Origin of the sequence: Nitrosomonas marina, assembly GCF_900110145.1 — a bacterium.
Taxonomy (GTDB): Bacteria; Pseudomonadota; Gammaproteobacteria; order Burkholderiales; family Nitrosomonadaceae; genus Nitrosomonas; species Nitrosomonas marina.
The window spans coordinates 1-12,397 of record NZ_FOCP01000038.1 but is presented as its reverse complement, the minus strand read 5'-3'; the positions used below and the strand labels follow the sequence as shown (position 1 = coordinate 12,397).

General features: G+C 44.3%; 9 protein-coding genes and 1 tRNA gene. All 10 read right to left on the bottom strand.

What is annotated here, in order from left to right; genetic code table 11:
• Nucleotides 1-120: 120 nt before the first annotated feature.
• The gene (rpoC, locus tag BMX44_RS15620) at nucleotides 121-4,332 is read right to left on the bottom strand and encodes a DNA-directed RNA polymerase subunit beta' (RefSeq protein WP_090634736.1); all 4,212 of its coding nucleotides are present in this window, start codon (nucleotides 4,330-4,332) and stop codon (nucleotides 121-123) included.
• Between the two features lie 110 nt (nucleotides 4,333-4,442).
• Complete coding sequence (gene rpoB / locus BMX44_RS15615; RefSeq protein WP_090634734.1) at nucleotides 4,443-8,516, bottom strand: DNA-directed RNA polymerase subunit beta; 4,074 nt, start codon at nucleotides 8,514-8,516, stop codon at nucleotides 4,443-4,445.
• 135 nt (nucleotides 8,517-8,651) lie between these two features.
• On the bottom strand, nucleotides 8,652-9,035 hold the full coding sequence (gene rplL, locus BMX44_RS15610) for a 50S ribosomal protein L7/L12 (RefSeq protein WP_090634732.1): 384 nt from the start codon (nucleotides 9,033-9,035) through the stop codon (nucleotides 8,652-8,654).
• A 63-nt stretch (nucleotides 9,036-9,098) separates the two neighbouring features.
• A complete protein-coding gene (gene rplJ / locus BMX44_RS15605) occupies nucleotides 9,099-9,614 on the bottom strand; it encodes a 50S ribosomal protein L10 (protein WP_090634730.1) in 516 nt (171 codons plus the stop codon).
• 261 nt (nucleotides 9,615-9,875) lie between these two features.
• Nucleotides 9,876-10,571: a 50S ribosomal protein L1 gene (gene rplA, locus BMX44_RS15600; protein WP_090634728.1), complete on the bottom strand. Its 696-nt coding sequence runs from the start codon at nucleotides 10,569-10,571 to the stop codon at nucleotides 9,876-9,878.
• Nucleotide 10,572: 1 nt separating this feature from the next.
• The gene (rplK, locus tag BMX44_RS15595) at nucleotides 10,573-11,004 is read right to left on the bottom strand and encodes a 50S ribosomal protein L11 (protein ID WP_090634727.1); all 432 of its coding nucleotides are present in this window, start codon (nucleotides 11,002-11,004) and stop codon (nucleotides 10,573-10,575) included.
• A 123-nt stretch (nucleotides 11,005-11,127) separates the two neighbouring features.
• Nucleotides 11,128-11,661 carry a transcription termination/antitermination protein NusG gene (gene nusG / locus BMX44_RS15590; RefSeq protein WP_090634725.1) on the bottom strand — a complete coding sequence of 178 codons (534 nt, stop codon included), beginning with the start codon at nucleotides 11,659-11,661 and terminating at the stop codon, nucleotides 11,128-11,130.
• A gap of 21 nt (nucleotides 11,662-11,682) precedes the next feature.
• Complete coding sequence (gene secE, locus BMX44_RS15585; RefSeq protein WP_090634737.1) at nucleotides 11,683-12,027, bottom strand: preprotein translocase subunit SecE; 345 nt, start codon at nucleotides 12,025-12,027, stop codon at nucleotides 11,683-11,685.
• 71 nt (nucleotides 12,028-12,098) lie between these two features.
• Nucleotides 12,099-12,174, bottom strand: a tRNA-Trp gene (locus tag BMX44_RS15580).
• A 97-nt stretch (nucleotides 12,175-12,271) separates the two neighbouring features.
• On the bottom strand, nucleotides 12,272-12,397 hold a 126-nt coding region (locus BMX44_RS15575; protein WP_483869867.1), incomplete at its 5' end, for an EF-Tu C-terminal domain-related protein.

Below are 12,397 nucleotides of genomic sequence, written 5' to 3'. Positions count from 1 at the left end.
CCACTACCAGATCCAGCATCAGCATGACCTGTCCTTCACCGATAATCCTCATCCCCTCCCAAAGACTACTCAGTCAGGTTAACCCTGTCAAGAAAATTGAATTCATTTACATCTTTCCAATCAAATCGTCTGTTCGTTACTTTCACTTGCTATGGTCACATCCTGATTCAATTCAGGTAAATCGATCTGTTTTTTTCGTGTGTTGTGAAACGACAAGCCTGTTCCAGCAGGAATTAATCGCCCTACTATTACATTCTCCTTCAAGCCTCTTAACTCATCTTTCTTACCCATAATAGCAGCCTCAGTTAGAACTCGCGTCGTTTCTTGGAACGATGCGGCAGATATAAATGAATCTGTTGACAACGAAGCTTTTGTAATACCAAGTAACATATATTCATACGTTGCTGTCGTTTTTTTATCTGCTATTAACCGCTCATTTTCAATCAGCAAATCTGCACGCTCTACCTGTTCTCCTTGTATGAAGGACGAATCGCCCGGACTGATGATCTGTACCCTCCTGAGCATTTGACGGACGATCACCTCAATATGCTTATCATTAATTTTTACACCCTGTAACCGATAAACATCCTGTACTTCATCAGTAATATAGCGTGCCAGCGCTTCGACACCCTGCAATCTGAGAATATCCCGTGGATCTGCTGGTCCATCAACAATCACCTCTCCTTTGTTCACAACCTGGCCATCATGTGCCATCACGTGCTTATCTTTGGGAATCAGATATTCATGAGCTACGCCTTCCAGATCGGTGATTACGAGGCGTTGTTTACCTTTGGTATCCTTACCAAATGATACATTACCTGTAACTTCAGCCAGCATACCCGCATCTTTGGGCGAACGGGCTTCAAACAATTCTGCAACTCGCGGTAGTCCGCCTGTGATATCTCTGGTTTTGGATGTTTCCTGCGGAATACGTGCGATAACCTCACCCACACTTACTTGCTGTCCATCACGTACCGTGATAATACATCCAATCTGGAATGTAATGCTGACAGGTTGATTGCTTCCCGCAATCTTGATTTCCTGACCCTCATCGTCAAGAAACTTGACCAGTGGACGCAGCCCTTTGGATTGAATTACACCGCGTCTTTTTGGGTCAATAACAACAAGTGTTGACAGACCGGTCACTTCATCTATTTGCTTTGCAACTGTTACGCCTTCTTCGACATTCTCGAAACGTACCTTTCCAGTATATTCTGTAATGATAGGACGTGTGTGCGGATCCCATGTCGTCAGTATCTGCCCAGCTTTAACGCTTTCGCCGTCGCGAACAAGCAATGTTGCACCATAAGGTGCTCGATGGCGTTCACGCTCACGGCCATTTTCATCGGTAATTATAACTTCACCACTTCGTGAAATTGCAATTAACTCGTTTTGAGCGTTGGTCACATAACGCATTGTCGATGAATATTGAACGACGCCGCTTGATTTGCTTTCTACTTGACTCGCAACCGCAGTCCTTGATGCAGCACCACCGATATGGAACGTGCGCATGGTTAGCTGTGTACCGGGTTCGCCAATGGATTGTGCTGCTATCACACCAACAGCCTCACCTACATTAACAAGTGATCCGCGACCAAGATCCCGGCCATAACATTTGGCGCATAAGCCATAACGTGTTTCGCACGTCAGCGGGGTACGTACTTTTACTTCATCTATTCCATATGATTCAATTAGATCAACAGCTGTTTCATCTAGCAGGGTTCCGGCAGGATATAGCATTTCCTGGTTTTCAGGATTAACTACATCGTTTACGATAACGCGTCCTAATATACGTTCGCGCAGCGCCTCTATGATTTCACCGCCTTCAATGAGTGCTTTCATATTGACACCTTCAACTGTATTACAGTCGTCTTCGGTCACTACCAGATCCTGCGTTACGTCTACTAATCGACGTGTCAAATAACCTGAGTTTGCGGTTTTCAGAGCAGTATCAGCCAAACCCTTGCGCGCACCGTGTGTAGAAATAAAATACTGCAATACATTCAGACCTTCGCGGAAATTTGCTGTAATAGGTGTTTCAATAATAGAGCCATCAGGTTTTGCCATTAAACCACGCATACCAGATAGCTGACGTATCTGTGCTGCTGAACCCCGGGCTCCGGAATCCGCCATCATGTAAATTGAATTAAATGATTCTTGCAGTACTTCTTTGCCAGATCCATCCAGTTTCACTTGACCTGTTTCTTGCTCAAGCACACGCTCGACCCCGAGCTGCTCCATCATGGCCTTGGCAACCTGGTCACCTGCCCGCCCCCAGATATCAACGACTTTGTTGTAACGTTCACCCTGTGTCACCAAACCAGAAGTATATTGCCCTTCTATCTCTTTCACCTCGTTCTCTGCAGCAGCAATCAGATCACTTTTCTGTTTAGGTATCAACATGTCATCTGCACAGATTGAGATACCGGCCTTGGTGGCGTAGCTAAAACCCGCATACATGAGTTTATCTGCAAAAATGACAGTTTCCCTCAATCCACTGCGCCTAAAACTGGCATTGATCAGTCTTGAGATTTCCTTTTTCTTGAGGGTTTTGTTGAGTAATGAAAACGGTAGACCGGGTGGAAAATTTTCAAACAGCAGCGTACGCCCCACTGTTGTTTCATAACGAGTTATTTTTTCGCGTTGTTCACCATCCGTATCCGTTTCATATTCCTTGATACGGACATTTATTTTGGCGTTTAATTCAACCTGGCGACTTTCATAGGCGCGTGAAACCTCACTGATATCTGAAAAAAACATGCCTTCTCCGCGTGCGCCCATTTTTTCGCGTGTCGTGTAATACAAACCCAGCACAATATCTTGAGAAGGAACAATTATGGGCTCACCATTCGCAGGTGATAATACATTATTGGTTGACATCATCAAGGTTCGACATTCCATTTGTGCCTCAAGGGACAATGGTACATGAACCGCCATTTGGTCTCCGTCAAAGTCGGCATTGAATGCAGCACAGACCAAAGGATGTAATTGAATGGCCTTGCCTTCAATCAGCACCGGCTCAAATGCCTGGATTCCTAAGCGATGCAGTGTAGGTGCACGGTTGAGCATCACCGGGTGTTCTCTGATGACTTCTTCGAGAATATCCCAAACGACCGGGCTCTCATTCTCAACTTCGCGCTTCGCTGCTTTGATGGTGCTGGCAATTCCCATTACTTCAAGCCTGTTAAAAATAAAAGGCTTAAACAATTCAAGCGCCATTTTTTTGGGCAGACCGCACTGATGAAGTTTGAGCTGAGGACCAACAACAATTACTGAACGCCCGGAATAATCCACGCGTTTACCCAATAGATTCTGGCGGAAGCGACCGCCCTTACCTTTGATCATATCCGCCAGCGACTTTAAAGCACGTTTATTTGCGCCAGTCATTGCTTTACCTCTTCGCCCATTATCCAGCAGAGAATCGACTGCCTCTTGCAACATGCGCTTCTCGTTTCTGACAATAATCTCCGGTGCCTTTAGTTCCAGCAAACGCTTTAAACGATTGTTCCTGTTAATCACACGCCGGTAAAGATCATTCAGATCCGATGTTGCAAATCGCCCGCCATCCAAAGGCACCAGCGGCCTCAGATCTGGGGGCAACACTGGCAGAACAGATAAAATCATCCACTGAGGCTTAATGCCCGATTTATTGAAAGCCTCAAGAACTTTCAAACGTTTGGATATTTTTTTTATTTTGGTTTCTGAACCCGTGCTCTCCATTTCCCGGCGTAGATTATCTATTTCTTCATGGATATCAAGATTTGCCAGTAAATCCCGCACAGCTTCAGCACCCATGGCAGCACTAAAATCATCGCCATATTCTTCGGTTTTGGCCAAGTAATCATCTTCTGTCAACAACTGGCAGCGGATCAGTGGTGTCATTCCAGGGTCCGTCACAACATATGCTTCGAAATAAAGAATACGTTCAATATCACGCAATGTCATGTCCAGCACCATACCCAGGCGTGAGGGCAGGGATTTCAAAAACCATATATGCGCGACAGGTGATGCCAATTCAATATGACCCATGCGTTCACGACGCACTTTGGACAATGTCACTTCAACGCCACATTTCTCACAAATCACACCACGATGCTTAAGTCGTTTATATTTACCACACAAGCATTCATAGTCTTTTACAGGACCAAAGATTTTTGCACAAAAAAGGCCATCTCTCTCGGGTTTGAATGTACGATAATTAATAGTTTCAGGTTTTTTGACCTCACCATATGACCATGAACGAATTTTTTCTGGTGATGCAAGGCCGATGCGTATTGCATCGAATTCTTCCTTGTGGGTAACCTGTTTAAATAAGTCTAGCAGTGCTTTCATTTGTCACTCCTGTATTTCAAGAGGCAATACAATTATTGAATATTTGTAGCTTTCGCGTCCAATCGGAAAAGCTTTACCTTCAAAATGATGTCTTTTTTAAGTCCTGGCAATTAATCCTGCTCCAGATCAATATCCATTCCCAGCGAGCGTATTTCTTTTACCAGTACATTAAATGACTCTGGCATACCTGCATCAATTTTATGATCTCCCTTGACTATACTTTCATATACTTTTGTACGTCCCGTTACATCATCAGATTTGACAGTGAGCATTTCCTGCAGTGTATAGGACGCACCATAGGCCTCCAGTGCCCATACCTCCATTTCACCAAACCGTTGGCCTCCAAACTGAGCCTTACCACCTAACGGCTGTTGCGTAACAAGACTGTATGGACCTGTAGAACGTGCATGCATTTTGTCGTCTACCAGATGATGGAGCTTCAAGACATGCATGTAGCCGACTGTCACCGGACGATCAAATGCTTCCCCGGTTCGTCCATCGTAAAGCGTAATCTGACCTGAACGTGGTAAATCAGCGAGTTCGAGCATGTTTTTAATTTCATCCTCAGTAGCCCCGTCAAAAACGGGCGTTGCGAATGGAACACCCTGCGTTAGATTTTGGGCCAGCGATAAAATTTCTTCATCTTTTAACAAATCAATCTCTTCTTTTTTGCCGCTTTTGTTATAAATGGTATCAAAAAAAGTTTTTAATTCAGCCGCACTCTTTTGTGCTTGCAACATCGTTTCAATTTTTTTACCTAATCCTTTTGCGGCCCATCCTAAATGAACCTCAAGAATCTGACCTACATTCATCCGTGACGGCACACCTAATGGATTCAGCACAACATCCACTGGTGTTCCATCAGCCATGTAAGGCATATCTTCCAGCGGCACTATTTTTGAAATCACACCTTTATTACCATGGCGTCCAGCCATTTTATCACCGGGTTGCAGACGCCTTTTGACTGCAATGTAAATCTTAACCATTTTTTGAACGCCAGGCGGCAGTTCATCACCCTGTGTAAGTTTTTTCTTTTTCTCTTCGAAAGCTTCATCAAAAGCTTTTCGTTTCAGCGCCATACTTTCACGCATCTGTTCGAGCTGAATACTTGCCTCTTCATCCGACAATCGAATATCAAACCAAAAGTGGGGATCCATGTTCTGCAAATATTCAGCTGTAATTGTCGTTCCTCTTTTGATTTTTTGAGGGCCGCCCGTAGCCGACTTACCGACCAGCAAGCGTTCAATTCGCGCAAATGCATCTTCTTCCACAATCCGCATCTGATCCGCCAGATCTTTCTTGTATCTGCTAAGCTCATCGTCAATAATTTGCTGTGCACGTTTATCGCGCTCTATTCCTTCTCGCGTAAATACCTGCACATCGATAACAGTTCCTGATATGCCGGAAGGCACCCGTAAGGATGTATCCTTAACATCAGAGGCTTTTTCTCCGAATATGGCTCGTAATAGTTTTTCTTCCGGCGTTAACTGTGTCTCTCCTTTTGGTGTCACTTTACCGACAAGCACATCACCTGCCTCTACTTCTGCACCAATATAGACAATGCCGGATTCATCCAGGCGACCCAGCTGCTGCTCTGATAAATTGGGAATATCAGATGTAATTTCTTCGGTACCCAGCTTGGTATCTCGACTGACAACGGATAGCTCTTCAATATGAATTGAAGTAAATCGATCTTCAGAAACTATCCGCTCTGAAATTAGAATCGAGTCTTCAAAGTTATACCCGTTCCAGGGCATGAATGCCACAAGCATATTTTGTCCCAATGCCAGTTCACCCATATCTGTTGAAGCGCCGTCTGCAATCACATCACCTTTCTCAATCTGATCACCGGTTTTTACAAGTGGTCGCTGATTAATATTGGTATTTTGATTGGACCGTGTATATTTGATCAGATTATAGATATCGACACCCACTTCCCCGGCGCTTGTTTCTGCATCGTGTACCCGTACAACGATTCGGCTTGCATCAACGTAATCGACAACTCCGCCCCGATCCGCACGCACAGTCGTACCGGAGTGAACAGCCACAACACGTTCGATCCCCGTACCGACCAGTGGTTTTTCCGCGCGCAAGCAAGGCACAGCCTGGCGTTGCATGTTCGACCCCATTAATGCACGGTTAGCATCATCATGCTCGAGGAACGGTATCAGTGAAGCTGCCACTGACACAATTTGCGCTGGCGCCACATCGACGTGTTCGATACGTTCGGGAGAAGAAAGAGTAAATTCATTTTTATGCCGGCACGATACGATCTCACTGACGAATTTTCCGTCCTCATCAAGCGCTGCATTGGCTTGAGCGATAATAAATTTACCTTCCTCAATCGCAGATAAATAATGAATTTCATCGGTTACACGACCGTCCTCCACCTTGCGATAAGGTGTTTCGATAAAACCGTATTCATTGGTGCGCGCATATAATGCGAGTGAATTGATCAAACCGATATTGGGTCCTTCAGGAGTTTCAATTGGACAAACGCGGCCATAATGTGTCGGATGGACATCCCGCACTTCAAAACCTGCTCGTTCTCGCGTTAGTCCGCCTGGACCCAATGCCGATATTCGGCGTTTATGCGTGATCTCCGAGAGCGGATTTGTCTGGTCCATAAACTGTGACAGCTGGCTGGACCCAAAAAACTCACGTGCCGCGGCTGATACCGGTTTTGCATTGATCAAATCGTGTGGCATTAAATTTTCAGATTCTGCCTGACTCAACCGCTCTTTTACAGCGCGTTCAACACGTACTAAACCAGATCTGAATTGATTTTCAGCCAGTTCGCCTACTGATCTGACACGACGGTTGCCCAAATGGTCTATATCATCAATTTCACCACGACCGTTTCGTAATTCCACAAGAATTTTAATAACCGCTACAATGTCTTCATTTGATAAAGTTTGTGAGCCGGTCAATTCTTCCCTGCCTACACGACGATTAAACTTCATTCTGCCTACCACAGATAAATCATAGCGATCGGAAGAATAAAACAGGCCTCCGAATAAAGCCTTGACGGCCTCTTCTGTTGGGGGCTCTCCAGGACGCATCATCCGATAGATAGCAACCTGAGCCGTTGTCTCATCTATTGTTTCATCGATTTTAAGTGTCTGGGAAATATATGGACCATAATTCAAATCATTGACATACAATGTATTGATTTTACGAATATCAGCTTCTTTGAACTTGACCAGCATGTCATCGGTAATTTCATCATTGACCGATGCAATGATTTCCCCAGTCTTCTGATCAATTACGTTATGGGCAAGTATCCTGCCAAGTAAAAATTCTTCAGGTACCTCAAGCTGATTCATCTTGGCTTCCTGCAGTTCACGGATATGCCTTGCCGTTATTCTTTTATCTTTTTGAACAACCACTCCACCATCACTGGTTTTTATATCAAAGCTGGCTACTTCGCCTCTCAAACGCTCGGGGACAAGATCAAAAGAAATAGAATTGTCATTGAAGGAAAATCCATCAAAAATAAAAAACTCCTCCAGAATCTGCTCAACTGTATAACCTATCGCTTTAAGCAATGTTGTAACAGGCATTTTACGGCGGCGATCAATTCGAAAGAACAAACAATCCTTTGGATCAAATTCGAAATCAAGCCATGAGCCACGATAGGGGATAATTCGTGCAGAAAAGAGCAATTTACCTGACGAATGGGTTTTACCACGATCGTGCTCAAAAAACACACCTGGCGAACGGTGTAACTGTGAAACAATGACGCGTTCAGTTCCATTTATCACGAATGATCCCGTATTGGTCATCAATGGAATTTCACCCATATAAACTTCCTGTTCTTTCACTTCCTTAACAGTCGGTTTGGATATTTCTTTATCCATGATCGTCAATCTCACCTTGGCCCGCAAGGACGACGCATAGGTTAAACCGCGTTGCTGACATTCTTTAACGTCAAAAACCGGCGCGCCCAATTCATAACTTATAAAATCCAGTCGCGCGTTTTTGGTATGACTTTCAATAGGAAAAATTGAATTAAAGGCAGCTTGCAGGCCTTGATCTTTTCGTTTATTGATTGGTGTATGCTCTTGCAAAAAAGAAGCGTAGGATTCGAGCTGAGTTGAAAGAAGAAAGGGAATAGGCAAGACGCTATCCCGTTTAGCAAAACTTTTACGGATACGTTTTTTCTCAGTGAACGAATAACCCATTGAATTTCTCCGGGAGAAAAGAATAAAGAACTATGGAAAGTACTAAAACAGATGAATCTGAAAACATCAGACAAATGAAACACCAAAGGCTGGCAGCAGAATTTGCAGCCAGCCTTAGTACGTCTAGCAATAAAATTATTTGATTTCGCAGGTTGCGCCTGCTTCAACCAGTTGTTTTTGGATAGCTTCGGCGTCTTCTTTTGAAACACCTTCCTTGATAGGTTTAGGTGCGCCATCGACCAAATCCTTGGCCTCTTTCAATCCCAGACCCGTAACTGCTCTAACCACCTTAATTACATTTACCTTGCTTGAACCCGCAGCAGTCAACATAACGGTAAATTCAGTTTGTTCGGCAGCATCCGGCCCACCACCACCGCCACCACTCGGTGCTGCTACTGCAACAGCTGCCGCTGCTGCTGAAACACCGAATTTTTCTTCCATTTCTTTGATAAGCTCAGACAGTTCAAGCACTGTCATATTTGCTATTGCATCTAAAATTTCATCTTTGGATACTGCCATTGTTTTCTCCTGGTTATAAGCTGATAAATATAATTGATGTATCTTGGTTAAGAAATTGGGCGATTATTTACTGTCACGTACCGCTGCCAGACCACGTACAAATTTTGTAGGCACTTCGTTCAGTGTTTGCACAAATTTAGCAATTGGCGCCTGCATCGTTCCCAATAGTTTAGAAAGCAGTTCTTCTCGGCTCGGAAGAGCTGCCAGCGCAGTTACATCTTCCCGCGACATTACGCTTTCACCCATAGCGCCAATTTTTATCACGAACTTTTCGTTTTCTTTTGAAAATTCATGCAAAACTTTGGCAGCAGCTACAGGATCCGAGCTGATACCATACGCAAGTGGGCCAACCATATGCTCAGAAAGTTCTGCATAAGGTGTTCCTTCTACAGCGCGCCGCACCAATGAGTTTTTGATGACGCGAAAATATATACCCGCTTCACGTGCTTTTGCACGCAATTGCGTCATTTGACCAACTTCCATTCCTCGATACTCAGCCATGATAATAGTCTGCGCACTTGCAACTTGTGCACTGACTTCTTTCACGATGGCTTTTTTCTCTTCAAGATTAAGACTCAAGGTTCATTCTCCATCAGTAAAAGCAGTTTCCAGATTCAGTTGCTGATACAGCTGGTTTCTGAAGACTGCACACTGGCGACCTTAAACCAGGAAAAACTCCTGTTTGGGTACACCATCTGCGTTGGGTTCTAACGATCGAATTAGCAACATCATGCTCATTAGAGTTTAAGCTTATACAGTGAACAGACTGCCCCAACGGTCTTTGATAACCCATCCGGTTGTTAGTCATTCGAAAACAACCTGATGGCCCAAAGTTTTTTGTTACTGCAAAATAGTTGTCTGATCTATGCGCACACCGATACCCATAGTGCTGGATACTGACACACGCCTCAGATACGCGCCCTTTGAAGTTGCCGGTTTAGCTTTATTCAACGCATCAACCAGTGCAGCAAGATTTTTCTTCAATGCTTCAATTTCAAAAGATGCTCGACCGATTGTACAATGCACGATACCGGTTTTGTCTGCACGAAATTGAACTTGTCCTGCCTTTGCGTTTTTAACAGCGGTAGCCACATCAGTTGTCACAGTACCTACTTTCGGATTGGGCATTAAACTGCGCGGCCCAAGAATCTGGCCAAGCTGGCCGACAACACGCATTGCATCCGGACTCGCAATGGCGACATCAAAATTAATGTTCCCCGCCTTAACTTCAGCAGCGAGATCCTCAAACCCGACAATATCTGCACCTGCTTCTTCTGCCGCCTTAGCATTATCGCCTTGCGCGAACACAGCTACCCTAACAGTTTTGCCCGTTCCGGCTGGTAATACGACAGAACCACGCACTGCTTGGTCTGATTTTTTTGCATCAATTCCGAGATTGACAGCCACGTCAATTGATTCATCGAATTTTGCATTGGCAGTATCTTTGACCAAGCTCAATCCTTCATCAAGCAGGTAAATTTTATTCCGGTCTACTTTTTCTGAAATATTTTGATAACGATTGGATTTACGTGCCATTTTATATGCCCTCGACCTCGATACCCATACTTCTCGCGCTGCCGGCAATTGTTCGAACCGCTGCATCCGTATCTGCTGCGGTTAGATCGGGTGTTTTAGTTTTTGCTATTTCCTCAACTTGGCTTCTGGTCAATTTTCCAACCTTATCCACATGTGGCTTGGCACTTCCTTTTCCGACTCCTGCCGCTTTTTTGATAAGCACCGACGCAGGAGTTGTTTTCATCACAAATGTAAAACTTTTATCCGCATAAGCCGTGATCACAACAGGAACAGGCAAACCCGGTTCCAATTTTTGCGTTGCAGCGTTAAATGCTTTACAAAATTCCATAATATTCAATTGACGCTGGCCGAGCGCCGGACCAATAGGCGGGCTCGGATTGGCCTTGCCAGCAGGCACCTGCAACTTGATATATCCTATGATTTTTTTTGCCACTGATACTCTCCTAATTGGGTGATAACGAGCGATAAACTCTTCCCTGTTTGAAATACAATTACCGATTTGATATGCAGAAACGGAAACAATCCACTATTAAACAAGTGTTACCGCAATATTCTGCTAAGACTTTTCGACCTGGTTAAAGTCAAGCTCTACAGGCGTCGGTCTACCAAATATGGATACGGACACCCTGAGCTTGTTTTTTTCATAATTAACGTCTTCTACACTTCCATGAAAATCTGTAAAGGGACCATCTTTCACCCGAACAGCTTCTCCGAGTTCAAACAGAATTTTAGGCTTGGGTTTTTCAATCCCCTCCTGAATTTGGTGCAGTATATTATCAACTTCCTTTTGGCTGATCGGAGTCGGTTTCATTGCTGAACCACCTACGAAACCAGTCACCTTGTCAGTATTTTTGACCAAATGCCAAGTATCATCAGACATTTCCATTTCAACCAACACATAGCCCGGGAAAAACTTGCGCTCGCTGATATTTTTCTGGCCACCCTTCATTTCAACCACTTCTTCAACGGGTACCAGAATGCGTCCAAATTTCTCCTGCATATCCGCTCTGTTGATACGGTCGACTAATGCACGCTGCACACTTTTCTCGAAACCAGAATATGCATGCACCACATACCATTTTTTGCTCATTTTATTTCCAGAAGAATGTGGTCAAACATCCTGGTCCATCATTAGTTTGACAATCGACATCAGTGCCGCATCAATTAGCCATAAAAATAATGCCATCGCCACCACAAATGCAAAAACCACACCCGATGTTTGCAATGTTTCTTTACGATTTGGCCACACTACTTTCCTGGTTTCTTCGGAGGATTCTCTACAAAACGAATAAAAGTTTTGTCCTTGCGTCGTATAACGTGCCACAAAAGCTGCTAACAACAACCCCACAAGCACTGACAGCACACGAATTACCATTGCGCTTTCACTCAAGTAGGTAAACCCGACGACACCGGTTAAAATGAATAAAAATACAAGCCCAAGCTTTAATTTGTTCACGCTTAAGAACCCTTCACGTTTTCTTATCAACTATGTATGAAAATGACTTGAGTGAGATTTCATGTGATTCTTGGCAGGCCAGGAGGGCATCGAACCCCCAACCTTCGGTTTTGGAGACCGACGCTCTGCCAATTGAGCTACTGGCCTTCTTAACATGGGAAGCTATTCGCCATAGTTGGCTATGGCTGAATTCTAAACTAATCTCTCAGATCTACTCAACAATCAAATATGTTTTTTACTCTACTTATTCTATTATCTTGGCGACCACACCAGCCCCGACCGTTCTTCCGCCTTCCCGAATCGCAAAACGCAAACCCTCGTCCATCGCAATCGGCGCTATCAGATTCACCGTCACCGATATATTATCTCC